Annotated in this window: 14 protein-coding genes; 6 read left to right on the top strand and 8 right to left on the bottom strand. The window is 65.9% G+C overall.

Annotated elements, in window-relative coordinates; translation table 11 throughout:
• Window positions 1-207 precede the first annotated feature (207 nt).
• The gene (locus PSV26_RS04320; protein WP_366945965.1) at window positions 208-363 is read right to left on the bottom strand and encodes a DUF2061 domain-containing protein; all 156 of its coding nucleotides are present in this window, start codon (window positions 361-363) and stop codon (window positions 208-210) included.
• A gap of 565 nt (window positions 364-928) precedes the next feature.
• Between PSV26_RS04320 and PSV26_RS04315 the strand changes: the two genes are divergently transcribed.
• The gene (locus tag PSV26_RS04315; RefSeq protein ID WP_300568218.1) at window positions 929-2524 is read left to right on the top strand and encodes a ShlB/FhaC/HecB family hemolysin secretion/activation protein; all 1596 of its coding nucleotides are present in this window, start codon (window positions 929-931) and stop codon (window positions 2522-2524) included.
• Window positions 2525-2545: 21 nt separating this feature from the next.
• The gene (locus PSV26_RS04310; protein WP_300568215.1) at window positions 2546-12853 is read left to right on the top strand and encodes a filamentous hemagglutinin N-terminal domain-containing protein; all 10308 of its coding nucleotides are present in this window, start codon (window positions 2546-2548) and stop codon (window positions 12851-12853) included.
• A gap of 50 nt (window positions 12854-12903) precedes the next feature.
• Here the strand turns inward: PSV26_RS04310 and PSV26_RS04305 are convergent, their stop codons facing one another.
• The 5 genes from PSV26_RS04305 to PSV26_RS04285 all read right to left on the bottom strand — a co-directional run bounded on the left by PSV26_RS04305 (window position 12904) and on the right by PSV26_RS04285 (window position 18797).
• The gene (locus PSV26_RS04305; RefSeq protein WP_300568212.1) at window positions 12904-14190 is read right to left on the bottom strand and encodes an FAD-dependent oxidoreductase; all 1287 of its coding nucleotides are present in this window, start codon (window positions 14188-14190) and stop codon (window positions 12904-12906) included.
• The gene (locus PSV26_RS04300) at window positions 14187-15368 is read right to left on the bottom strand and encodes an acyl-CoA dehydrogenase family protein (RefSeq protein WP_300568209.1); all 1182 of its coding nucleotides are present in this window, start codon (window positions 15366-15368) and stop codon (window positions 14187-14189) included. Before PSV26_RS04300 ends, PSV26_RS04305 begins: the two co-directional genes overlap by 4 nt.
• Window positions 15369-15412: 44 nt before the next feature.
• Window positions 15413-15979, bottom strand: a complete 567-nt coding sequence (locus PSV26_RS04295) for an OsmC family protein (RefSeq protein ID WP_300568206.1) — start codon at window positions 15977-15979, stop codon at window positions 15413-15415.
• 69 nt (window positions 15980-16048) lie between these two features.
• The gene (locus PSV26_RS04290; RefSeq protein WP_300568203.1) at window positions 16049-16939 is read right to left on the bottom strand and encodes a sulfurtransferase; all 891 of its coding nucleotides are present in this window, start codon (window positions 16937-16939) and stop codon (window positions 16049-16051) included.
• A gap of 193 nt (window positions 16940-17132) precedes the next feature.
• Window positions 17133-18797 carry a sigma 54-interacting transcriptional regulator gene (locus PSV26_RS04285; protein ID WP_300568200.1) on the bottom strand — a complete coding sequence of 555 codons (1665 nt, stop codon included), beginning with the start codon at window positions 18795-18797 and terminating at the stop codon, window positions 17133-17135.
• Window positions 18798-18887: 90 nt separating this feature from the next.
• Here PSV26_RS04285 and PSV26_RS04280 point away from each other — a divergent pair, with 90 nt between their 5' ends.
• Window positions 18888-19208, top strand: a complete 321-nt coding sequence (locus tag PSV26_RS04280; RefSeq protein WP_300511892.1) for a hypothetical protein — start codon at window positions 18888-18890, stop codon at window positions 19206-19208.
• A 4-nt stretch (window positions 19209-19212) separates the two neighbouring features.
• The gene (locus PSV26_RS04275) at window positions 19213-19815 is read left to right on the top strand and encodes a zeta toxin family protein (RefSeq protein WP_300568197.1); all 603 of its coding nucleotides are present in this window, start codon (window positions 19213-19215) and stop codon (window positions 19813-19815) included.
• A 15-nt stretch (window positions 19816-19830) separates the two neighbouring features.
• On the opposite strand, the gene PSV26_RS04270 is transcribed toward PSV26_RS04275, so the two are convergent.
• Window positions 19831-21216, bottom strand: a complete 1386-nt coding sequence (locus PSV26_RS04270; protein WP_300568194.1) for an aminopeptidase P N-terminal domain-containing protein — start codon at window positions 21214-21216, stop codon at window positions 19831-19833.
• Between the two features lie 17 nt (window positions 21217-21233).
• A complete protein-coding gene (gene murU / locus PSV26_RS04265) occupies window positions 21234-21926 on the bottom strand; it encodes an N-acetylmuramate alpha-1-phosphate uridylyltransferase MurU (protein WP_300568191.1) in 693 nt (230 codons plus the stop codon).
• Window positions 21927-22148: 222 nt separating this feature from the next.
• Here murU and tkt point away from each other — a divergent pair, with 222 nt between their 5' ends.
• Both tkt and gap read left to right on the top strand, forming a co-directional pair.
• A complete protein-coding gene (gene tkt / locus PSV26_RS04260) occupies window positions 22149-24200 on the top strand; it encodes a transketolase (protein ID WP_300568188.1) in 2052 nt (683 codons plus the stop codon).
• Between the two features lie 72 nt (window positions 24201-24272).
• Entirely contained in the window at window positions 24273-25271 is a 999-nt protein-coding gene (gap, locus tag PSV26_RS04255) for a type I glyceraldehyde-3-phosphate dehydrogenase (RefSeq protein WP_300568186.1), read from the top strand.
• The last annotated feature ends 192 nt before the right edge of the window (window positions 25272-25463 follow it).

Here is a 25463-nt window from a genome sequence, read left to right as displayed (position 1 = left end):
ATCTACGCAACCCGGTGGAGCGCTTTTGACTTTTTCACACAAATCTGAGGCCGCTGACCCAGGCAGAGCCTGTTGCCGACCGTTGCCGGCTGTATGGCGCGCGATCAACGGCGTAAGCTACTTTTGCGATATTCCCCGCAGCGACGTCCGCAGGCGTCGGATAGCGCGGTTGGCATGCAGGCTCCCCCATGCCGATGGCGAGCGGGTTCAGGCGCCCATGGACGCGGGTGTTGCGGCGGGGTGGCCACGATCCCTGCGTTGCCAGGCCTTCTCATGGAAGAAAAAGACGATGGCCTGAACTGCCGGCTCGAGCAGGCTCAGCGTGAGGGACAGTAACAGCTTGCCGGTTACGGCGCCCGCCACCCCAGTCGCACCGTGACGTGAAGCACGAAGTAGCTGGCGGTTTTTTCAGTGTGGGCAATGGGCACGTGAAAACTCGGCCATGGTCGGGCTCCTTGGGGTGAGAGAACGGGAACGACAGATCCTCACATCAGGTTGAATAATAGCTTGAAACTATTGAAGCCAATTCAATGATGCACATTAACTATTAAAACGCCAATTGAAACTGACTACGGCGCGGACAGAAGTTTCCCTCAGTGCTTTTTGCATCTCCAACCATGTTGCTTTAGGCGCCTGGATGTGTGAACAACTCCCGGTTTTGTTTGCTCGTTGCGACATCGGTAATTCATTTCCATCAATAGGCAGGCCCAGCTGTTGACTAAAGACCCAATAAATGATTAATACGTTTAGTTGCCATGTGTAAACTTTCTTAACTGTCAGACTTTCCGTGAAGCGTCGCCGCCTGCCGCCTTGTTTGTTGCTGGTTTGCTGTCTGTTGCTTATAGCCTCGGGCGGCCCGTCTGTTTTCGCCCAGACGGTCCACCGCCCTGACGCTGGCTCCCTGCAGGAGCCACAACGCCAGATACCCATGCTGCCGAAGCCGGGCGCGCCGCCGATCGGTCTGCCTGCCGGGAAGACGGCTTTGCCGGTCCAGGCCGCGGTGTCCATCACGCCGGCCGGATTCCGCTTCGAGGGCAACACCCTCTTTGACCAGGAGGCCCTGGCGGCCCTGCTCGTGGACCGCGTCAACCGGACGACCGACCTGGCAGGGCTGACAGAAGCCGCCGCCCTTGTCAGCCGGTATTACCGGGCCCAGGGCTATCTTCTGACGGAAGCCTATCTGCCCGAGCAGGCCTTTCAGGCGGTCGGCGGAACAATCGTTATTGCCGTGATCGAGGCGCGCATCGGCAGGGTCCATGTGCAGTTCGAGGGTCACAACGGGTCCGCGTCCTACGTCCGGCGGGTGGTGGGTGCCAACCTGCAACCCGGGGCGCTGATCAGTGAATACCTGCTGGACAAGCCCGTGCTGCTGCTGCGGGACCTGGCCGGCGTGGACGCCAGCGCCACGGTGGAACCGGGCCAGCGGCCGGGGCAGGCCGATGTGATCGTGACCATTCGCGCCCAGGGACCGCAGGTTGACGGATCGGTAGGCGTGGACAACTTCGGCGCACGCGCGGCCGGACCCCTGCATCTGTCCGCCAGCCTCAATGTCACCAATCTTGCGGGGCGGGGCGATGTGTTCAGCGCGCGTGCCCAAACCAGCAACGCGACCCGCAGCAATCTGTACCGCCTGGCCTATGCGGTTCCCGTCGATACCGCCGGCACCCGGCTCGCAGTCAGTGCCGCCCGGACCGACTACGCCTTGGGCGAACAATTTGCGGCGCTGGGGGCCACCGGCAAAGCGGACATCCTGGGCGTTGCCCTGACCCGGCCGCTGATCCGTTCGCGCGACAACAACCTGTATGGCCTGCTCAGCCTGGAGCACAAAAAGTTCAACGATCAGATCACCACACCTGCGAACGACAGCGAGCGCCGCATCACGGCGACGCGCATCGGCCTGCTGGGCAACTTCTCCGATGACGTGATCGGTGCCGGCGGCTCCAGCAGTTACGCTTTGACCGGTACGCTGGGACGCACCCGGCTGGATGCGATCAGCCTCGGCTTCGACCAGGGCCTTGGTGGCCTGCGGACGGCAGGCGGCTTTGGCAAGCTCAACCTCGAGCTGCAGCGCACCCAGCTTTTCGGCAGTGCGTCCAGCGTGCTGCTTGGCTTCCAGACCCAGCTGGCCTCCCGAAACCTCGCCTCTGCAGAGAAAATGGCGTTGGGCGGGCCCAACGGGGTCAGGGGCTATCCGGTGGGCGAAGGCATCGGGGACGCCGGGCTGCTGTTCAATCTTGAATACCGCCATCAGTTGCCTGCGCCCCTCACGCTGGCCGGTGAGCCGGTGAGCCTGGCGGCTTTTTATGATTACGGAACGGTCCGGTTCAACCAGGATGATTCCGCGGTGCCCGGCGTGACCAACCGGATCGCCCTCGGCTCCGTGGGTATAGGCGCGCTTGCAGGGCGAGTCAACAATTTCCTGATCACCACCTACCTGGCCTGGCGTACGACGCGGTCCACGCCTTCCACCGGTGATCCGGACCGTTCGCCACGCGCCTGGGTGTCCGCCCAGAAGTGGTTCTGAGCTGCGGCCCAAAGAACTGCCATGACCCAACCATCAGCAAAACACGGCGCCTACCGCCCCTGGGCGGTTCGTACGGTGGTAGTTCGTCTGTCACGCAAGCTCACCGCCACGTATCGCCTGCGCAACGGCCGCCTTTTATCGCGTCTGCTGGCGGCCCTGCTGGCGGGGTTCTCGACGTTGGCGACGGCCTTGCCCGAGGGCGCCAGCCTGGTGGCTGGCCAAGCAAGCATCAGCACACCCAACGCCAATGCCATGGTGGTCACCCAAGGCAGCGACAAGGCCATCCTGAACTGGCAGAGCTTCAACATCGGCACCGGTCAATCGATGCAGTTTGTGCAGCCTGGTGCCGCCGCGGTCGCGCTGAACCGGGTCACGGGAGCGAACCCCTCCTCTATTTATGGCTCGCTCAGCGCCAACGGCCAGGTGTTCCTGATCAACCCCGCCGGTGTCATGTTCGCACCCGGTGCGCAAGTCCATGTGGGCGGCCTGGTCGCGTCTACCCTGGCCCTCAGCAACGAAGACTTCATGGCCGGCCGGTACACCTTCAGTAGCGGTGTCAATGCAGGGGCCGTGAGCAACGGCGGAAATATCCGGACCGCGCGTGGCGGCTACGTTCTGCTGGCCGCACCCAGAGTCAGCAACACCGGCTCCATCAGTGCCGACGCCGGTTCGGTGGGGCTGGCCGCGGGTGCGCGCGTCTCGGTGGACACCTCGGGCGCGGGTCTGGTGAGTTTTTCGGTGGATGCCGCGGCCGCCAACGCCGTCGCCGCCAACAGCGGCGTGATCACTGCGCAGGGTGGGCAGGTCGCCGTACTGGCCAGCGCACTGGGCGACGTAATGGCTACCGTCATCAACCAGACCGGCGTGATACGCGCCACCTCGGCCACCGAGCGCAATGGCTTGATTGTGTTGAGCGGTAATCACAGTGGTGTGGTGCACGTTTCCGGAACGCTGGATGCCAGCGGTGCCGCAGCGGGCCAGAGCGGCGGTACCGTGCAGGTGCTGGGCGACAAGGTGTTGCTCGCGACGGGCGCACATATTGACGTGTCTGGCCAGGCGGGTGGCGGAACCGTGCTCGTAGGGGGCGACTACCAGGGCGGAAACGGCGCGGTTCAAAATGCCTCGCGCACACACGTCGCCGCAGGCACCACGATCCGTGCTGATGCGCTGGACAAGGGCAATGGCGGAAAGGTGGTCATCTGGGCGGACGGCGACACGCGCAGCGCAGGCAGCATCAGCGCGCGCGGCGGAACTGACAGCGGCAATGGAGGCTTCGTCGAAGTGTCCGGCAAGCAATACCTAGATACGCGGGGCAGCATCGATGTCACGGCGCCTCAGGGTGTGGGTGGCAAGGTTCTGTTTGATCCGCAGGATATTGTTCTCAGTACCGCTGCGTCGAGCCCGTCGGTGGTGATTAACCAGCCTGTCAACACGCCAGATTTGGCCTTTGCAACTGCGCCTGATCCTGGCACCTACACCGTGCAGATATCAACCGTCACCGGATTCAACGAGCTGTTTTTGCAGGCCACGCGCGACATTTCTGTCAACAATCCCTTGTCCATGGCCGCCAATGGCAGCGTGCGACTTGAAGCCAACAACAATATCAACGTTTCTACCGGTGCCACCATTGCCGTGACCGGCACCGGGTCGATCAACCTCAAAGCCGATGCCGACAGCAGCGGCGCGGGTACCCTTTCACTGGCAGCAGGTCTGAGCGCGCAGGCCGGTGGTATCACCCTCTCCGGTGCAAGCGTGACCAGCACCGCGGCGGGTACCGTGACCACCACAGGGGCGGCCAATGGAGATGGTGGTGCGGTGAGCATCACGGGCGCGGGAGCGGTGAATCTGGGGGGTGCGATCACCACCACAGGAGGCACGGCAGCAGCCAACAGCACAGGGCGAAGCGCGGGAACGGTGAGCATTACCGGAGCAGGCGTGACGGCGGCGGCCATCACGGCCAGCGGCTCGGCAGGTGTAGGCGCCGGCACCAGCCAGACCGGCGGCAACGGCGCGGCCATCTCAATTACCTCCACCAACGGCATCACACAGACCGGCGCGATCACGGCCAGCGGCGGGGCCGGTTCGACCACAGGTGGCGCCGGCGGCAACGCCGGCAGCATCACGGTGAGCAACACGGCTGCGGGCGTGATCAGCCTGGGCGCACTGGCTGCCCAGACGGGTGCTGCGGTAGGCTCTGGCGCAGGCGGCACGGCAGGCTCCATCAGCGTAAGCAACACGGCAGGCAACCTGACGACAGGCACGCTGACCACCACAGGCGGGCTCAACGGAAATGGCGGCAACATCACACTGGCCGCAGCCAGCGGCACGGTGGTGGCTGGAAACATTGCAAGCAGCGGCGGTGCAGCAGGCGGCACGAGCAATGGGCGCAACGCCGGCACCGTCAGCATCAGTGGCGCAGCCCTGACGCTGGGCGCCAGCACGATCACTGCCAACGGCACAAACGCCAGCACACTGGGCGCAGGCGGCAACGGCGGGACCATCACTTTGAGTTCGACGGGGGCCATCACCGGCACTGGCGCGATCAGCGCCATAGGTGGCAACGGGGTGGGCGCCAACCAGGCAGGCGGCAACGGTGCTGCGGTGAGTGTCGGCTCCACAGGCGGCAATGTAGCGGTGGGCTCGATCACAACGACGGGCGGCAACGGTGTGGCCGGCGTGGCGGCGGGCGGCGATGCCGGGGCCATCACGCTGGACGCAGCCGGAGGCACACCGACCATCACGCTGGCAGGCAACCTGACCGCGCTGGGCGGCAATCAGTTTGGTGGAGGCACATCGGGCAGTGGCGCCACCATCAACATCAAGAAAGACGCCCTGCTCAATGCCGCGACCGTGACGCTGGACTCACGCGGCGGCAACGCCGGAGTGGGCACAGGCGGCAACGTGCAGTTTGACGCGACCATCAACAGCACGGGTGGCGCGCGCGCGCTGAACGTGACGGCGGGCACGGGCGATGTGACGGTCAGCGGCGCGATGGGCGCCACCAGCGCGCTGTCGGCCCTGACGGCAACGGGCAACGACATCACGGTGGCCAATATTGGCGCAGCCGGTGCCGGCGTGACCGGTGCGACAGCCCTGACCGCCACCACAGCCGGCGCCGATACCGGCGAGATCAGCTTCACCGGCACCACGTACAACGCCAACGCGCAGACCTACGTTGCCACGACCGGCAGCACACTCAAAGTCAACGCCGGCGCGGCGACCACCTTCACCAGCACCGCAGACAACATCACCTTCGGCAACGCAGCCAACGCCAACGGCGGCACACTGGTGCTGGCCGACGGCTCCAACCTGAGCGTGAACACCGCCGGTGTGCTCGCCAACGGCGTGATCAATGCCTTTGCCGGGGTGCGCGGCAATTCGGCAGAAACCGTCAGCTTCAACGCCGGCACCAGCACCCTCAGCGTCGGCCAGATCGGTGCAGGCAACGAAATCGCCTCGGCAGCGCTGACGGCGGCGACCAGCACGCTGCGCGGCGACATCACCACCGCCGACGTCGCCGGCAACAACGTCACGATCACCGGCGCGGTGACGCTGGCCAGCGGCGTGACGATTGACACCAACCGCACGACCAACAAAGGTGACATCACCATCACCGGCGCCAGCACGGGCGCAGGCACTGCGCTGAGCCTGACGGGCAAAGCCATCTCCACCGGCGCCATCACCACCACAGGGGCGGCCAATGGAGATGGTGGTGCGGTGAGCATCACGGGCGCGGGAGCGGTGAATCTGGGGGGTGCGATCACCACCACAGGAGGCACGGCAGCAGCCAACAGCACAGGGCGAAGCGCGGGAACGGTGAGCATTACCGGAGCAGGCGTGACGGCGGCGGCCATCACGGCCAGCGGCTCGGCAGGTGTAGGCGCCGGCACCAGCCAGACCGGCGGCAACGGCGCGGCCATCTCAATTACCTCCACCAACGGCATCACACAGACCGGCGCGATCACGGCCAGCGGCGGGGCCGGTTCGACCACAGGTGGCGCCGGCGGCAACGCCGGCAGCATCACGGTGAGCAACACGGCTGCGGGCGTGATCAGCCTGGGCGCACTGGCTGCCCAGACGGGTGCTGCGGTAGGCTCTGGCGCAGGCGGCACGGCAGGCTCCATCAGCGTAAGCAACACGGCAGGCAACCTGACGACAGGCACGCTGACCACCACAGGCGGGCTCAACGGAAATGGCGGCAACATCACACTGGCCGCAGCCAGCGGCACGGTGGTGGCTGGAAACATTGCAAGCAGCGGCGGTGCAGCAGGCGGCACGAGCAATGGGCGCAACGCCGGCACCGTCAGCATCAGTGGCGCAGCCCTGACGCTGGGCGCCAGCACGATCACTGCCAACGGCACAAACGCCAGCACACTGGGCGCAGGCGGCAACGGCGGGACCATCACTTTGAGTTCGACGGGGGCCATCACCGGCACTGGCGCGATCAGCGCCATAGGTGGCAACGGGGTGGGCGCCAACCAGGCAGGCGGCAACGGTGCTGCGGTGAGTGTCGGCTCCACAGGCGGCAATGTAGCGGTGGGCTCGATCACAACGACGGGCGGCAACGGTGTGGCCGGCGTGGCGGCGGGCGGCGATGCCGGGGCCATCACGCTGGACGCAGCCGGAGGCACACCGACCATCACGCTGGCAGGCAACCTGACCGCGCTGGGCGGCAATCAGTTTGGTGGAGGCACATCGGGCAGTGGCGCCACCATCAACATCAAGAAAGACGCCCTGCTCAATGCCGCGACCGTGACGCTGGACTCACGCGGCGGCAACGCCGGAGTGGGCACAGGCGGCAACGTGCAGTTTGACGCGACCATCAACAGCACGGGTGGCGCGCGCGCGCTGAACGTGACGGCGGGCACGGGCGATGTGACGGTCAGCGGCGCGATGGGCGCCACCAGCGCGCTGTCGGCCCTGACGGCAACGGGCAACGACATCACGGTGGCCAATATTGGCGCAGCCGGTGCCGGCGTGACCGGTGCGACAGCCCTGACCGCCACCACAGCCGGCGCCGATACCGGCGAGATCAGCTTCACCGGCACCACGTACAACGCCAACGCGCAGACCTACGTTGCCACGACCGGCAGCACACTCAAAGTCAACGCCGGCGCGGCGACCACCTTCACCAGCACCGCAGACAACATCACCTTCGGCAACGCAGCCAACGCCAACGGCGGCACACTGGTGCTGGCCGACGGCTCCAACCTGAGCGTGAACACCGCCGGTGTGCTCGCCAACGGCGTGATCAATGCCTTTGCCGGGGTGCGCGGCAATTCGGCAGAAACCGTCAGCTTCAACGCCGGCACCAGCACCCTCAGCGTCGGCCAGATCGGTGCAGGCAACGAAATCGCCTCGGCAGCGCTGACGGCGGCGACCAGCACGCTGCGCGGCGACATCACCACCGCCGACGTCGCCGGCAACAACGTCACGATCACCGGCGCGGTGACGCTGGCCAGCGGCGTGACGATTGACACCAACCGCACGACCAACAAAGGTGACATCACCATCACCGGCGCCAGCACGGGCGCAGGCACTGCGCTGAGCCTGACGGGCAAAGCCATCTCCACCGGCGCCATCACCACCACAGGGGCGGCCAATGGAGATGGTGGTGCGGTGAGCATCACGGGCAGCGGGGCAGTGGCCACGGGCCTGATCACATCGACAGGCGGTGCGGCGAGCGGCACCAACAACGGGCGTAACGCCGGAGCGGTGGATATCACCGGAGCAGGTGTGACGGTGGCCGGCATCACCGCCAACGGCACGGTTGGCAGCACCACGGGCACGGGCGGCACGGGTGGCGCGATCACCGTGAACTCGACGGGCGCGCTCACCAGCAGCGCTGCGATCAACGTCAGTGGCGGCGCCGGTGCGGGCGCCAACCAGGCGGGCGGCAATGCCGGCACGGTCAGCCTGACCTCGACGGGTGGCGCAAGCACGACGACGATCACCGCCAGCGGTGGTGCGGGCGGGACGGGCAACGCCGCTGGCGGCAACGCCGGCACGATCTCGGTGACCAACAACACCGCAGGCAACCTCGTGACGGGCGCCCTGACGGCGAGCACCGGCAACGCCGTTGGATCGGGCGCAGGCGGCACTGCAGGCTCGATCAGCGTGAGCAACACATTTGCAGGCGGTAACGTCACCACGGCAGCCTTGACCACCACAGGCGGCACCAAAGGCGCAGGCGGGAGCATCAGCGTCAGCGCCACTGGTGCGGGCGTGCTCGACACAGGCGGGGCGGCGATCACCTCGACGGGCGGGGTGGGCAGCACGAGCGCAGGAGCGAACGCAGGCAACATCACCCTGAGCGGCGGCACCGTTACCCTTGGAGCCAGTGTCCTGAGCGCCACAGGCGGGGCAGGCAACGGTGCCAGCTTCGCAGGCGGCAGCGGCGGCACCATCAGCGTGACCAGTACCGCAGGCGGCATGAGCAGCACGGGCGCCGGCGCCATGACGGCCAACGGCGGCGCAAGCGGCAGCGGCAACGCCGCGGGCGGCGCGGCAGGCAGCATCAGTGTGACCAATAGCGCAGCCAGCACCGGGACCATCAGCCTTGCGGGCACCGGCGGGCTCAACGTCCGCACCGGCGCATCCGCAGGCACCACAGCGGCGCTGGCAGCTGGCAGCATCAGCGTGAACAACAACGCCGCGGGCATGGCCACGACGTTGAGCACCCTCACCACAACGGGAGGCGCCAGCGGCCATGGGGGTGCCATCAGTGTGACCACGGCGGGCGCACAAACTGTAGGCGTCATCAACAGCTCAGGCGGCACGGCCAATGCGGGCACGACAGGGCGCAATGCAGGTGCGGTGACCTTGCAGGCGACGGGCGGGTTGCTGACCGGCACAACGATCACCGCCAGCGGCAGCAGCGGCGTGACCACTGGCGAGCAGGCCGGCGGCAACGGCGCGGCGATCTCTGTCACCGGCAACAGCGGCATCACCGTCACCGCCCTGGCGGCCAACGGCGGCGCCGGTGTCAACAACGGCGCGGGCGGCAATGCGGGCACGATCAGTGTGAGCAACAGCGCGGCCGGCAACATACAGACCACAACACTGGCAGCCAGCACAGGCGCTGCCGCAGGCACAGGCCTGGGCGGCACGGCAGGCTCCATCAGCGTGAGCAACACGGCCGCCTCAGGCAACGTCACCACAACGGCGCTGTCCACAGCAGGCGGGGCAGGCGGCAACGGCGGCTCGATCAGCCTGAGTTCGCAGGCCGGGGTCAGCGCGACGACCATCAGCAGCAGCGGCACCGTGCTGGCAGCGGGCACCCGCGCGGGCAGCAACGCGGGCAACATCACGATCACCGGCGTGAACCGAAGCATCACCGGCGCCATCACCGCCAGCGGCAGTGCAGCCAACGGCGCCAACCAGGCGGGCGGCAACGCCGGGGTGGTCTCCATCACCGGCAGCGGCACACTGGGCACGAGCACCATCACGGCATCGACGGGCGGGGCGACAGGTACCGGCGCAGGGGGCGCAGCCGGCTCGCTCACTCTGACAGGCAGCAACGCCACCCTTGGCGCCTTGAATACGGCGGGCGGGGCCAACGGTGACGGTGGGGCGGTCAGCGTGACCACCACCGGCACCCTGAGCGCCAGCACAATTGCCACGGGCGGCGGAACGGCCCAGGCCGGCACCGCCGGGCGCAACGCCGGCAGCGTCAGCGTGCAGGCGGGCGCAGCCCTCACCGCTGCGGCCATCACGGCGGGCGGCAGCGCAGGCAGCGGCGCCGATCAGGCAGGCGGCAACGGTGGGGCGGTGTCGGTGACCTCCACAGGCGGCAACGTCACGGTGGCGGCGATCACAACGACAGGCGGCAACGGGGTGGCCGGCGTAGCGGCGGGCGGCAACGCCGGGGCCATCACGCTCGATGCGGCGGGGGGCGGGCTGGGCATCACGCTGGGCAGCAATCTCAGTGCGGTGGGCGGTAGCGCAACCGGCGGCGCTGCGGTAGGCTCCGGTGGGACGGTTCTTGTGGACGCCGGTACGGGTACTTATACACAGAACACCAACATCGACGTTGTCTCAGGTACCGGAGCCATCACCGTTGTTGCGGACACCGTGGCGATCGGCACAAACACGGGTAACAACGCGCTGGCAACCAGTGGGACGCTGACCATCAAGGCAAAAACTGCAAATCGCGCGATGTCGCTGGCAGGCGCGTCCGCCTTTGATATTTCAGGCGCGGAAATAACGGCGATTGCGACGGGCGCCACAGGCCCCATCGTGATCGGTGATACCGCCAGCACGGGCGTCATGACGATAGGCGCTGCGGTTAATCTGGCGGGCAAGACCCTGACGCTCAATGCGGGCTCAATCACCGACACCGGTACGCAAACCATCACCGCCACCAACGTCACCCTCAATGCCAACGGCAACATTGGCAGCAGCGGCGACCGCATTAACGTGGCGGCGACCAATCTTGGCGTCAACACCCCGGCAGGGGGCAGTGCCTTCGTCGCTACCGGCGCGATCAACATGGGGGTGGGTAGCGCAGCATCAAACGTTGCAGGCACGCTTGACCTGCTGGCTGGCGGCGCTGTCACCCAGACGGCCTCCACCGGCAACATCACGGCGGGCACGCTGAAGGTGCAGAACTCGGCAGCAAACTCGCCCATCACACTGACCAACAGCGGCAACAACGCCGGTACGATCAATCTTCAGGCGACCTCGGCCGGGGCGATTCAATACACCGACGTCAATGGTTTCGATGTGGCGGCGGTGCTGACCACCGGTAATGCCACGCTCTCGGCCGGCGGCACGGTGACCCAATCGGGCGCGATCAGCGCATCAGGTCTGGCGCTGACTGGCGCAGGTGGCAGCCACACCCTGCGCCACACTGGCAATGCTGTGACCACGCTGGCCGCCAACACCGGCAGCATTGACTACAGCCAGGCTGGCGCGCTGACCGTCGGTACCGTGGCCGGTGTGGCGGGTGTCACCACAGCGGTCGCCGCCAAAATTGAAACTACAGGGGCCGCGTCGAACCTCAGGCTGGACAATGCCGTTACTTCTGCGGGAACCGGCGACGCTATCGTGCTTAAAGCCGGTAGCTCCAATGCCGCGGGTGTCGCCACGGGGGGGCAACTCAACAATACCTTGGGCACGGCGGGAATTGTTGCTACATCAGGCCGCTATCTTGTTTATAGCGGTGATCCCGGAACGCTTGGCGACCCGCTCACCACGACGGAAGGGGTTACCGGTTACAGCAAGCGCTACAACACCGCCACGAGCTTCACGCCCGGCGGAAGTAGCAGCATGTTTTTGTACCGTGTGGCGCCCACGCTGACTATCACCAGCGACAACGCCAGCAAAATTTATGGCCAGACCAATCCGGTGTTTACCGGAAATTCTTCTGGTTATATCGACGGCGACACCGCAGCCAGCGTGGGTGTGACGCGCACCAGCGCGGCGGTGTTCAATACCCCGGTGGCCGCAGGACCGGTGACCATCGTCTCCGGTGCTGCCAACAACGAAAACTACACGCTGATTCTCAGCAATGGGCAACTGACCATCAACAGGGCATCGATCAGCAGTGTCAGCGGCATCACCGCCAACAACAAGGTCGTGGACGGCAACACCAGTGCGACACTGAACTCGGCTGGCGCAGCTTACGCCGGCATCGTCCCCGGGGATGTCCTGACCGTGAGCCGTGCCACAGGAAACTTTGACAACTCTTCAGTGGGCACCAACAAAACCGTCTACATCACCGGCATCTCCCTGGGTGGCGCGGCGGCAGACAATTACACGCTGATGGACCCCACCGCCACCACCGCGGCCAGCATCACCGACCTGTCCAGCTTCGCTGGCTCCTTGTTCCAGACGCCCTCGCTGCCGCCGGTTCCCCCGCAGCGGTTCGCTGCTTCCGGCCTGACAGTGGCCGGCGCGAACGCCCTGATGGAAAGTGCCCCGACTGCCTCGGGCGGTGACAGCGGAACGACGGTGAAGATCGTTCGGGAGCCCACCGACCAGGAGTCCGGCCTCGTCACGGTCACGGTGGTCAGTGAACTTGCCACCGAGGGCAGCGGTTTTCGTTTCTCGCTGCCGTCCGCCTTGCTGACAGGTGCGACGGGAGGTGCGGTGCAGGTCGGTGCCACAACCCTCAGCGGCCGGCCGCTACCGGCGTGGTTGCGGGTCAATACCGAGACCGGGGCCTTTGTTGCGGCAGGCTTGCCCGCGGGCGCGCTACCGCTGCAGATCCGGGTGAGCCTGGGCGCACGTTCAGTGGTGCTGACCATTCAGGCGCAGGGGGAAGAATCGCCGCGCCGGGTCATTGCCCGGCGCCTGCGCGTGGGGCCGGCGCACCAGCCAGGCTAGGGCCTGTTCACACCATTTATACAAGTGCGAACAGGCCCTAACGCTGCCGTCTACAGCGTGAACGGCAGGGACGTTGTTTTCACCCGCAGTGGCACACGAGCAAGATGGTAGGGCATGGCAGCCAGCCCCAGAATGCCTGCCGCCAGCGTTTGCGCCTGCCGGCCGATGGGCTCGATAAAGCGGCTGACTTCGCCCTTGACGGAAATGCAATCACCCAGCGCGTGAATGCCTTCAACGCTGGTGGAAAGTGAGTCGGGCTGGACGTCAATGCCCCGGTTCCAGGCCAGGCCGGCGCTGCGCGCCAGCCGGCTCGGTGTCTGTAGCCCTGCGGCCACGATGATGTGGTCGACCGTGAAGGTCTGGCCACATGCCGTGCCGAGCTGTTTTTCCCCTTGGCCCGACGTTGCCAGCGACTTCACCCCGCTGATCTGCACCCCTGCGACAAACCGCAGCGGCAGGTCGCGCCAGGCCGCCAGCAGTTGCTGCGATTGCGCTTCCGACAAGCAGCTTGCGAGTGGTCGCGTCTGCACATCGAGCAGGGTGACCTGGTGGCCCGCCAGCGCCAGGTCGTTGGCGAGTTCGGAGCCAATCAGGCCGGCGCCCACGATGGCGATCCGTTGCGCAGAGCTGCCCAGCACCGCACGGAATTTTGCATAGGCCTGCAGATGGTTGATGCGCCAGCACAGGGCTGCAGGCAGTTGTGGCAGGGAGCGCGCCTGGGCGCCGTGCGCCAGCACCAGGTGCCGGTAGCGCAGCGTGCCGCGGGTGGTGCGCAGCTGGCGGCTGCCCGGCGTGATGCTGACGGCCTGCGTGTGGGCCAGCAAGCGCACGCCGAGGCGTTGCGCGGCCTGGTCGCCGCTTTCGCGCGCCAGCTTGTCGACGGCCATGCCGCGTGCGATGGCCACCGACAGCATGGGTTTGTCGTAGATGTCGCCGCTGCAGGCGGTGACCAGGGTGATGGGCATGTCGGCGTCGCGTTCGCGCAGGGCTTGCGCCATCTCCCAGCCGGCGCGCCCTGCCCCGACGATGACCGTGCCGGCGTTGTGCCGCGCGGCGGCGCGTTGCGGCAGACGGGTGGCCGGGCTGGCGGCCCGTCGCTGTGCAAGCTCGACCACCACATGGGGTTCGAAGTCGGCCTTGCCCACGCCGCACAGTGGGCAGGCCCAGTCCTCGGGAATGTCGGCAAAACGTGTGCCTGGCGCCAGCCCGCTGTCGGCATCCCCCTTGGCTTCGTCATAAATCAGTCCGCAGGCCTTGCAGATAAACAGCGCCAAGGGCAAGCCGGACGCGTCGGTGGTGACGGCTTGGGCAGGCCGTGCTGGCGGCGGCAGGATCATGCCGGCTGCTCCTCGGCACTCAGCCGCGCGATTTCCTTGCGCAGGTGTTTGATGGCCGGCGTGACGATGGCGACGAAATGCGATTCACGCACGCGGCGCTGCACTTCCGACGACATCAGGTAGCCGCGCGCGCCCTGGTGCATCAGTGCCGACTGGGCGGCGCGCAGGCACAACTCGGCGCCGTGGGCGCGGGCATCGAGCACGTCGATGAAAAATTCGGCTGAGGGCTCGAACGGTGTTTCGGCGAGTGTCATCACGCGTCGGGTCAGCGCATCCAGTTCGGCCTGCAGGGTGTCGGGCCGGTCTTCCAGGAACTGGTTGACATGGCCCAGCTGGGACTCCACGGCCCACATCGAGTCGATCGCTCCCTGGGTGACGCCCACCGCCATGCCGCACTGCAGCATCACAAAAGCGGCGCGTATGCGCGCAATGTAGGGCTTGGCCGGATCGGCCATGATTTCGTCCCCGCCAATGAAATGGTCCTTCAGGCGAACGCCGTAAGTGCCGGTGCCTTCCATGGCCGAAAAGCTCGGGCATTCGCGCAGCTCCACGCCCGGGGCGTCGCAGCGCAGCAGGAACATCACTTCCCGCGGCGTGAATGCGGCGCTTGCTGTTGCTGCGGCAGGAGTATCTCCTTCCGTCACCGCTGCAATCGCGCCGAAGTAATGGTCCGGTCCCAGGTTGCTGACCCAGGGCAAGTTGCCGTTGACGAGGTAGCCGCCTTCGACGGGCGTGGCCCTGAGCAACAGGCTCTCGATCTGCGCGTAGCTCTTCATCGGGTTGGACAGCGCCGTGCCACCCAGGCCGGCGCCGCGGGCGTGCCGCAACAACACGTCGCCCATCAGGGCCGGGTTGCCCGACTGCTGCATGTACAGGCCGCACACCGCCTGGCACCACATCATGAAGCCGGTGGCGCCGCAGACGCGCGACACCTCGGCCATGGCCTGGATCGCCAGTGCGTAGCTGCCCGCGCTGGCGGGCGCGTCCAGGTGCGCGCTCATGGCCCCCAGTTTTGCCAGTTCCTGCAGCACGGCCCGGGGGTAGTGGCCCTGGCGATCGATGGCTTGCACCTGCTGCTGTAGTGGCCCCAGCGCGACCGCGCGCACGGCGGCCAGCAGGGCATCGGTCGCTGGCGGCGGCACGCAGGTGAGTTCACGGGGAAGATCAGCGGGATTCATGAGGAAGTCCTTGCGGTGGTGGGGGCGTGCGGGTCAGAACCGGGTCAGTCGGCCAGGGCAATCTCGAATGGGATGGGGTTGCGCATGCTGTTGGCCACCGGCGAATAGAAATTGGCATGCCGGACAATGTCGTCGAGCACCTCCCGCGGCGCGTCGCCCTCGATCACGATCTTCACGCGGATCGCCTGGAAGCCCATGTCGGGTGCTTCCTTGGTGGCGCCGCCGGCACCCCAGGCCGCCGGGTTGCCGATGTCGCCTTCCATGAAGACCTCCAGCCTGGACAGCTTGACCTTCTTCCATGTCGCCACGGCGGTGATGCCGACGGCCAGGCAACCGCCCAGGCCAGACAGCACGATTTCACCGGGCGCCGGCGCGGTGTTTTCGCCGAACAGGTGCAGGGGTTCATCCACCACCACCGGCGTGTGCTCGCCCACGTAGCTGAGCGAGCGGTACATGCCCTGCATCACGGTGTGGACCTTGTTGGTGCCGCGTGAGGTCGGGTTGGCGCGTCCTTTGGCGGCGAAGGCGGCCAGGCCCTCGCCGTCGATGGGCTCGAGGCAGGCCTTGACGGTCGTCGGTGCGGCGGGGGCGATGGGGGTGTCCACGGACATGGGGAAAGTCTCCTGATCAGGTTGTCAAAAAAGAAGGGAAAGCGGAAGAAGAAAGTGTCGGGGCGCCGTTCAGGCAGCCAAAGCCAGCGACGGTGGCTTGGCCTTCATCACCGGCGCATCGGTTTCAATCGGCAGCGAGTCGTCGCGCGACCACTCGTTCCACGAGCCGAAGTACATGCGCACGTCCGAGAAGCCGGCCTGCTTGAGTGCCAGGAAGGTGTTCGAGGCCCGTGCGCCCTTGAAGCAATACAGGTAAACCGTGTCGTCGGTACCAATCCCGGCGGTGGCGCATTCGGCCTGCACTTCCAGGGGCGACTTGAACACCGGGCCCTGGGCCGACGGTTTCATGAAGCGGTACCACTCGATCCATTTGGCGCCGGGCAGGCGGCCCTTGCGGGGCGCGAAGTCCTTGCCGTAGGGCGACGAGCTTTCGCCGGTCCATTCGTCGATGTCGCGCACATCGAGCAGGGCCACGTTGCTGCCAAGTGCGGCGGCGACGTCGTCCTTGGTCAGCATCACATCGGTCATCGCGAGGTTGGCCGGAAAGGTGGCGGGTGTGGGCGTTGCCGCTTCGGTGCTGACGGGCAGGCCCTGGGCTTTCCAGGCCGAGAAACCACCGTTGAGCACCTTGACCTTGGGGTAACCCAGCCAGGTCAGCAGGTAGTAGCCGCGGCAGGACTGGCCGTAGCCGCTGTTCAGCGCATCCTCGTAAAACACCGCGGTTTCCTTGCCCGACAGGCCGACCAGCCCGAAATGTTCGGCAAAGGTGGACTTGAGCGCGGTCAGGCCTTCGGCCGTGGAGCTGGCCAGGAAAGTGAAGATCTCGCGCATGTTGACGGCGCCGGGCAAATGGCCGGCGGCATAGGTGTCGGCGTCGCGTGTGTCGATGATGACCACGGGCTCGGCGCCCATCATGCGCGAGAGTTGTTCGGGGGAAACAAGAACGCTGTCGGTCGTCATGGCAATCTCCAGGTGAGGTCACGGCACATGCCGTCCTTACCGTGATTGCAACGGCCGTGCCATGTCTTCCCCTGGCGGTAATTTTGAATAAAAAAGGGCTGTAGCCCTTGCTGTACAAGCGCAAACAGCTATTTATTTGATAGCGAATTAGGCGCTCGTAAAACCCGGCTGCCTGCCGACTGCGACACAATGTCTACATATTGTCGACATTGTGCAGGCCCAGCTTGCGCAGCCGGTAGCTGAATTGCCGCACGGTCAGCCCCAGCGCCTGGGCAGCACGCGACTGGTTACCGCCATGCTCGCGCAAGACCTGCTGCAGTTGCGCCGCCGGGTGCGATTGCGCGGCCAGGTAGTCGCGGACCATGGGCGCCGGGGTGGCCGGGTGCGGCTTGGCCGCCAGCTGGCCTGGCGACCGGCCTTCCTGCTCGTGCGGCAGAAACCGCGCCAGCTCTTCGGCGGACACCATGGCGCTGTCGCTCAGCAGAACCAGGCGCTCGATCACATTGCCCAGTTCGCGGATGTTGCCGGGCCAGGGGTGTTGCTCGAGACGGGCCAGGGCCGTCGCGGACAGGCTCACATTGCGCTGGTTGGCCTGGTTGGTGCGGCTCAGGAAATGCAGCGCCAGCGCCCGGATGTCCTGCCGGCGTTCGCGCAGCGAGGGCAGCCGGATCGGGATCACGTTGAGCCGGTAGAACAGATCGCGCCGGAAAGTGCCGGCCAGCACGTCCTGTTCGAGGTCGCGGTTGGTGGCCGCCACCACGCGTACCGCCACCTTGATCTCGCGTTTGCCGCCCAGCCGCACGATGGTGCCTTCCTGCAGGGTGCGCAGCAGCTTCGTCTGCATGGCCAGCGGCATCTCGCCGATCTCGTCGAGGAAAATCGTGCCGCGGTCGGCCTGTTCGAACCAGCCGGCGCGCGCGTTTTGTGCCCCGGTGAAGGCGCCGCGCTCATAACCGAACAGCTCGGACTCGAACAGCGTGTCGGGAATCGCTGCGCAATTGACCTTGATGAAGGGCTGGTCGCGGCGCTGGCTGGACAGATGCACCGCGCGCGCAAACAACTCCTTGCCGGTGCCCGACTCGCCGAGCAGCAGCACGCTGGCCGTGGCCTCGGAGACGCGTTCGAGTTCACTGAGCGCCTGCAGCAGCGCCGGCGAGGTGCCGATGATGCCGTATCGCGCTGCCGCGGTTTCCAGCGCGCGGCTCAACAGCCGGTTTTTTGCCTCCAGCGCGCGCGTTTTGTCGGCCACCAGCGCCTGCAGCTGCAGCAACTGCCCGGCCAGCGTGGCCAGGATTTTCAGCACCGCCACGTCGTCCGCCAGTTGCCGGTCACGGCTGCGGATGCGGTGGCAGGCCAGCACGCCGATGACCTCGCGATTGACCTCGATGGGCAGCGCGATGAAGGCCACCGTGTCGGGCGGCAACTGCGCCCGGGCGACGGACCGCGCCAGAAACTGTGGCTCGGCGTCGATGTCCTGCACGATGATGGGCTGCGCCGTGGCCAGCACGCGGCCGGTGATGCCTTCACCCGGCCCGTAACGTCCGCGCGCCATCTCGGTTTTTGTCAGGCCATAGGCATAACGAATGGCCGAAGCCGGCGCCGGCGCATCGGCCACGCGGTCAGCCGGCTTGCGGTCCGCCAGTCCCTGCAGCGCCAGGTCACCCACAAAGTCGGCCAGCACGATGCGGCCGCGGTTCAGCCCCAGCAGCTCCGACATCAGGTGCAACATCTCGCGCATCACTATTTCCGGCGCCAGGCTTTTGCCCACCAGGCGCATGACCTCGCTCATGAGCAGCAGCTCCTGGGCGCGCCATTGCGGGTCGGCGGCGGGTTTGGTGGGGAGGGGAAAAGGTGCCATGCAACGGACAAGCAATAACCCAGCCAAAAGCGCGGCACCTCTTGCGACTTTGTCCTGTATGGCGCAAAATGCGCCATACAGGAGTACTTCATGGCTACGCCCAGCAACTTTGCTTCCGTCAAACTTCCCACGGCCCTGGTCGAACAGGCGCGCGAGGCAGCGCAGCCCCTGCGGCGTTCGGCTGCGGGCCAGATCGAGTATTGGGCCACCCTGGGCCGCGTGGTCGAGCATTCGGGCTTGACGGTTCAAGAGGCGCGCGCAGCGATTGAGGCTTATGAGGCCGCAGCCCGCCAGGCGCAACAAACGCGCGCCGTCGCCGACCTGACCAGCCGCTTGCTGGCTGCAGAAGTCAGCGGCTCGCTGGCCCAACGGGTACGGGAAGTGGTGGAAGAAAACCGCAAACTCTCCTAGCGGCATGCCGGTTTTTCACCTGCTGGCCGGTCCCAACGGCGCGGGCAAGTCCACCCTTTACCGTGCCTTGGTGCGCGATGGCATCCTCAGCGCCGGCCTGGCGTTCATCAACGCTGATCTTTTTGAGCGTGAGCACCTGCAACACATCACCGATCCTGTGCAGCGTTCACAAGCCGCCAGAGACTGGGCCGATGCGCAACGCGCGATCAAACTTGCCGGTGGCGAGTCGTTTGTCAGCGAAACGGTTTTCTCCCATGAGTCCAAGCTGGCCCTGATCGAGGAGGCGCTTGTGCAAGGCTACGTGGTGGCTTTGTATGTCGTGGCGCTGGATGACACCCAGCGCCTGCTGGCGCGGGTGCAAGGCCGTGTGCAGGAAGGCGGGCATTTTGTGCCACCTGACAAAATCCTCACGCGTTATCCCCGCACCTTGAGTCACCTGTCCCACGCAGTCAGCCTGGCGACGGTGGCGTATCTCTATGAAGGGCGGGATATGGAGGACGGCGGACCATTCATGGTCGCGATGTGTGAGGGACTCAAGGTGACCCTCTTCGCCGATCATCTGCCGCGCTGGGCCCAAACGGTGTTGGGCGTCGAGGAGGCCGGCTGATGCACGGCCGCAGGCCTACCCCCGCATCAGCGCTTCAATCTCATCGGCTTCCACCGGCACGTCCCGCGTCAGCAGCTCGCAGCCTTTGCCCGTGACCAGCGCGTCATCCTCGATGCGGATGCCGATGTTCCAGAACTCTTTCGGCACGCCCTTGGCCGGCCGCACGTAAATGCCCGGCTCGACGGTGGTCACCATGCCGGGGCGCAGGATGCGCGAGGGCTTGCGCATCACGGTCTGGCCCAGCGCGTCCTTTTCCTCGCGCGGGCGGCTGCCGGGTTCGGTGTAGTCGCCGCAATCATGCACGTCCATGCCCATCCAGTGGCCGGTGCGGTGCATGTAGAACTGGCGATAGGCGCCCGATGCCAGCACGTCATCGACCTTGCCGTGCTTCTTTTTGTCGAGCAGGCCGGTGTCCAGCATGCCCTGGGCCAGCACGCGTGTGGCCGCGTCGTGCGGGTCCGTAAAACGCTTGCCGGGTCGGGTCACCTTCACCGCGGCGTTTTGCGCTTCCAGAACAATTTCGTACAACACGCGCTGCGCCGGTGTGAACTTGCCGTTGGCCGGGAAGGTGCGTGTGATGTCGCTGGCATAACCGTCGAGCTCGCAACCGGCGTCGATCAGGCACAGCTCGCCGTTCTTGAGTTCGGCGTCGCCGGCACGGTAGTGCAGCACGCAGGCATTGGCGCCGGCAGCAACGATGCTGGTGTAGGCCGGAAACTGCGAGCCGTGGCGGCGGAACTCATGCAGCAGTTCTGCTTCCAGGTGGTACTCGCGCAGCCCGCCCTTGACGCCCTCGCGCAGCATGGCCGCCGAGGTCTGCATGGCGCGCACGTGGGCGCCGGCCGAAATGGCTCCGGCGCGCCGCAGGATGGCGATCTCGTGCGCATCCTTGGTCAGGCGCATCTCGTCGAGCAGCCTGCACAGGTCATGCTGGCTTTGCGGACATTCGGCGCCGAAGCGGATGCGCGCACGCACCTTGCCCAGCCAGCCGTCGACCTGGGTTTCCAGGCCCTTGTGCGTGGCAAACGGAAACCACACCGCCTGCTGGTTGGTCAGCAGCGCGGGCATCTTGTCCTCGAGGGCTTCGACGCTGAAAGCAGCCTCCACACCGAGCGCGGCCGGTGCGGCCTTGGGGCCCAGCCGGATGCCGTCCCAGATCTCGCGCTCCATGTCCTTGGGCTGGCAAAACAGCGTGCTGTGGCCGCTGGACTCGATGGCCAGCCAGGCGCCCGGCTCGTCAAAACCGGTCAGGTAATAAAAGTAGCTGTCGTGCCGGTAGGGAAAGCCGCTGTCGCGGTTGCGCGCCACTTCGGGGGCGGTCGGAAGCAGGGCAATGCCGCCGCCGGCGGCCTTGAGGGCGCGTGCCACGGCGGCACGGCGTTTCTGGTAAATCGTGGTCATGGGTCAGGCGCCCTTTTTTAGCGTGGGAGGTTCAATTCGGCCAGGCGTTTGGGCGTCCCCACGTCGGTCCATGCGCCTGAATATAGCGCCGCGCTGACATCGCCGCTTGACATGGCCTGGCGCAGCAGCGGCGCCAGTGCGGCTTTCTGCCCGGCCGGTGTGTTTCTGAACAGGGCCGGGCGGTACAGGCCCGCCGTGCTGTAGGTGAATTTTTCATCAGCCTGCGACAGCGCCAGGCCCGCTTCGCTGATACCGAAGTCGCCTTTCGGGTTGTGCGGCGGGTTGGGCACCAGGTAGATGTGCGCCAGCGCGCCGGAGGCGGCAAAACGCTGCGCATCGGCCGCGGGAAAATCAAAGCCCGGCATGAACACGTCACCGGCGACCAGCCAGAAGGGTGCATCCTGCAGCAGCGGCAGCGCGGTGGCAATGCCGCCCGCGGTTTCCAGCGCGCCGCCAAACCTTGCCCCTTCGTGCGAGTAACGAAGGCGCAGGCCGAAGCCGCGGCCGTCGCCCAGCAGCGCGGGAAACTGTTCCTCCAGCCAGGCGGTGTTGATCACCACATCCGTGACACCCGCACGCGCCAGGTGCTCCAGGTGCCACACAATCAGCGGCTTGCCCTGCACCTGCAGCAGCGGTTTGGGGTGGTGGTCGGTCAGCGGACGCATGCGTTCGCCGCGGCCGGCGGCCAGAATCAGGGCTTGGGTGCTCATGTGCCTGCAATTATGCCGGCTTATAAGAAAAAACCGCCCTCTGCCCATATGCATCGGGCGCCACCAGCTACCAAATCAATAGCACGACAGGCCGGCAGCGCGTCGGCAAACTGCAGGAGGTGGCATCCCGTAAAATCAGGGGTTTTCCCGAGTGCCCGGTTCTTGCCGGTGGCCGAGCCGGCACCGGGCGCTGCGACCTTCACACACCCTGGACTTCAAGCAATGGCTGACACCCCCACATCCCTCATGGCGAACTCCATCCGTGCTCTGGCCATGGATGCCGTTCAGCAGGCCAACTCGGGCCACCCCGGCGCACCGATGGGCATGGCCGACATGGCGGTCGCCCTCTGGGGCCGCCATCTCAAGCACAGCCCGCACAATCCGCACTGGTTCGACCGCGACCGTTTTGTACTGTCCAACGGCCACGGCTCGATGCTGATCTATGCGCTGCTGCACCTGACCGGGTATGACCTGCCCATGAAGGAACTGAAGAACTTCCGCCAGCTGCACAGCAAGACCCCGGGCCATCCCGAGTTCGGCTACACCCCCGGCGTGGAAACCACCACCGGCCCGCTGGGCCAGGGCATCAGCAATGCCGTCGGCATGGCGCTCGCCGAAAAACTGATGGCGGCGGAATTCAACCAGGCCGACCACAGCATCGTCGACCACCACACCTATGTCTTCATGGGTGACGGTTGCCTGATGGAAGGCATCAGCCACGAGGCCTGCGCCCTCGCTGGCGCCTGGAAACTCAACAAGCTGATCGCGCTGTACGACGACAACGGCATCTCCATCGACGGCCAGGTCACCCCCTGGTTTGTCGACAACACGCCGCTGCGTTTTGCCGCCTACGGCTGGAACGTGATCGGCCCGCTTGACGGTCATGACGTGGAGGCCGTCACCCGCGCCCTCACCGACGCCAAGAACAGCGCCGACAAACCCACGCTGATCGTCTGCAAGACCCACATTGGCAAAGGCTCGCCGAACCGCGCCAACACCGCCAAAGCCCATGGCGAGCCGTTGGGCGCAGAAGAAATCAAGCTCACGCGCGAAGCGCTGGGCTGGACCCACGCCCCGTTCGAACTGCCCAAGGAAGCCTACGAAGCCTGGGACGCCAAGGCCAAGGGCCTGGCGCTGGAAGCCGCCTGGGACGCGAAATTCACCGCCTACAAGGTGGCCCACCCCGAGCTGGCGGCGGAATTCACGCGCCGCATGAAGGGCGAACTGCCGCGCGCCTTCTCGCAAATCGCGGTGGACACCGTGGTCGGCGCCCACACCAAGGCCGAGACCGTGGCTTCGCGCAAGGCCTCGCAGCTCGCGCTGGAAGCCTTCACCGCCGGCCTGCCGGAAATGCTGGGCGGCTCGGCCGACCTGACCGGCTCCAACCTGACCAACACCAAAAGCACACCGGCCCTGCGCTTCGACCTGGCCGGCGACGTGGTCATGTCCGATGCAGCCGACGGCGGCAAGGTCATTGGCCGCCACATCAACTACGGCGTGCGCGAGTTCGGCATGGCCGCCATCATGAACGGCATCGCGCTGCATGGCGGCTACATTCCCTACGGCGGCACTTTCCTGACCTTCAGCGACTACAGCCGCAACGCGATCCGCATGGCCGCGCTCATGAAAATCCGCGTGGTGCACGTGTTCACGCACGACTCCATCGGCCTGGGCGAAGACGGCCCGACGCACCAGTCGATCGAACACGCCGCCAGCCTGCGCCTGATTCCCAACCTCGACGTCTGGCGTCCGGGCGACACGGCCGAAACCGCTGTGGCCTGGGCTGTGGCGCTGCAGAACAAGACCAGGCCCACAGCCCTGCTGCTCAGCCGCCAGAACCTGCCCTACGCACCGAAAACCGACCTCGGCGAAATCAGCAAGGGCGCTTACGTGCTGGCCGAGCCGGCCGAAGTGGGCCTGAACAAGAAGGCCCAGGCCGTGATCATCGCCACCGGCTCCGAAGTGCAGCTGGCACTCAAGGCGCAGGAACTGCTGGCCACCTACAAAATCGCCGTGCGGGTGGTCTCCATGCCCAGCACCACCACCTTTGACAGGCAAAAGTCCGCCTACAAGTCCGAAGTTCTGCCCGAAGGCATTCCGCGCATCGCGGTCGAGATGGGTGTCACCGACGGCTGGTGGAAATACGGCTGCGCCGCCGTGGTCGGCATCGACAGCTACGGCGAGTCGGCCCCGGCCCCGGTGCTGTTCAAACATTTCGGTTTCACACCCGAGAACGTGGCCGACACCGTGCGCAAGGTATTGTCGAAAAAGTAAGTGCCGCGGCGGCCCGAGGGCCGTTACGGAGACCCGGGTTTTCAGGTTTTCAACTTCCAGGAGCAAAAGCAGATGGCCATCAAACTAGGTATCAACGGCTTCGGCCGCATCGGGCGCAACGTGTTGCGAGCCGCCGTGCAGAACTTCAGCGACATCGAGATCGTAGGCATCAACGACCTGCTCGAGCCGGAGTACCTCAAGTACATGCTTCAGTACGACTCGGTGCACGGCCGCTTCAAGGGCGAGGTCTCTGTCGAAGGCAACACCCTGATCGTCAACGGCAAGAAAATCCGCCTGACCCAGGAGCGCGACCCCGCCAACCTGAAGTGGAACGAGATCGGCGCCGACATTGTGCTCGAGGCCACCGGCCTGTTCCTGGACAAGGCCTCGGGCGAAAAACACCTGGCCGCCGGCGCCAAAAAAGTCATCTTCTCTGCGCCGTCGAAAGACGACACGCCGATGTTCGTCTATGGCGTCAACGACAAGACCTACGCCGGCCAGGCCATCATCAGCAACGCCAGCTGCACCACCAACTGCCTGGCCCCCGTGGCCAAGGTGCTCAACGACAAGTGGGGCATCAAGCGCGGCCTGATGACCACCGTGCACGCAGCCACCGCCACCCAGAAAACCGTGGACGGCCCGAGCAACAAGGACTGGCGCGGCGGTCGCGGCATCCTGGAAAACATCATTCCTTCCAGCACCGGCGCAGCCAAGGCTGTCGGCGTGGTGATTCCCGAGCTGAACAAAAAGCTCACCGGCATGTCCTTCCGCGTGCCGACCTCCGACGTGTCGGTGGTGGACCTGACCTGCGAGCTCAGCAAGGAAGCCACGCTCAAGGAAATCTGCGCCGAGATGAAGGCGCAAAGCGAAGGCGCGCTCAAGGGCATCCTCGGCTACACCGAAGACAAGGTGGTCGCCACCGACTTCCGCGGCGAGACCTGCACCAGCGTGTTTGACGCCGACGCCAGCATTGCGCTGGACAGCACCTTCGTCAAGATCGTCGCCTGGTACGACAACGAGTGGGGCTACTCCAACAAGTGCCTGGAGATGGTGCGCGTGGTGGCGAAATAAGCCGGCTACGCGGTCTTTGCCAAAGCGCCCTGCGGGGCGCTTTTTCATGTCTGTCGCCCATTCGTCGCATGGATTCGCCAGCCACTTGAGCCCAGGACTCAGCCGGAAGAGCATGCAAATCCTGTCCGATGACATGCCGGTCCGGGGGCGGGGCGGTCGCCGCGACGGCGCTCCTGCAGCCCTGCTGCCCTT

The sequence above is a fragment of the Polaromonas sp. genome, assembly GCF_029945685.1.
Taxonomy (GTDB): domain Bacteria; phylum Pseudomonadota; class Gammaproteobacteria; order Burkholderiales; family Burkholderiaceae_C; genus Polaromonas.
This window is presented reverse-complemented; position numbering and strand designations above follow the sequence as displayed.

What these genes read in the sequence shown, in the direction of transcription:
- murU (WP_300568191.1), bottom strand. Translation starts at nt 21,926, where the DNA reads ATGAGCACCCAAGCCCTGATTCTGGCCGCCGGCCGCGGCGAACGCATG.
- PSV26_RS04285 (WP_300568200.1), bottom strand. Translation starts at nt 18,797, where the DNA reads ATGGCACCTTTTCCCCTCCCCACCAAACCCGCCGCCGACCCGCAATGG.
- PSV26_RS04275 (WP_300568197.1), top strand. Translation starts at nt 19,213, where the DNA reads ATGCCGGTTTTTCACCTGCTGGCCGGTCCCAACGGCGCGGGCAAGTCC.
- PSV26_RS04305 (WP_300568212.1), bottom strand. Translation starts at nt 14,190, where the DNA reads ATGATCCTGCCGCCGCCAGCACGGCCTGCCCAAGCCGTCACCACCGAC.
- PSV26_RS04300 (WP_300568209.1), bottom strand. Translation starts at nt 15,368, where the DNA reads ATGAATCCCGCTGATCTTCCCCGTGAACTCACCTGCGTGCCGCCGCCA.
- PSV26_RS04290 (WP_300568203.1), bottom strand. Translation starts at nt 16,939, where the DNA reads ATGACGACCGACAGCGTTCTTGTTTCCCCCGAACAACTCTCGCGCATG.
- PSV26_RS04310 (WP_300568215.1), top strand. Translation starts at nt 2,546, where the DNA reads ATGACCCAACCATCAGCAAAACACGGCGCCTACCGCCCCTGGGCGGTT.
- PSV26_RS04315 (WP_300568218.1), top strand. Translation starts at nt 929, where the DNA reads ATGCTGCCGAAGCCGGGCGCGCCGCCGATCGGTCTGCCTGCCGGGAAG.
- PSV26_RS04295 (WP_300568206.1), bottom strand. Translation starts at nt 15,979, where the DNA reads ATGTCCGTGGACACCCCCATCGCCCCCGCCGCACCGACGACCGTCAAG.
- tkt (WP_300568188.1), top strand. Translation starts at nt 22,149, where the DNA reads ATGGCTGACACCCCCACATCCCTCATGGCGAACTCCATCCGTGCTCTG.
- gap (WP_300568186.1), top strand. Translation starts at nt 24,273, where the DNA reads ATGGCCATCAAACTAGGTATCAACGGCTTCGGCCGCATCGGGCGCAAC.
- PSV26_RS04280 (WP_300511892.1), top strand. Translation starts at nt 18,888, where the DNA reads ATGGCTACGCCCAGCAACTTTGCTTCCGTCAAACTTCCCACGGCCCTG.
- PSV26_RS04270 (WP_300568194.1), bottom strand. Translation starts at nt 21,216, where the DNA reads ATGACCACGATTTACCAGAAACGCCGTGCCGCCGTGGCACGCGCCCTC.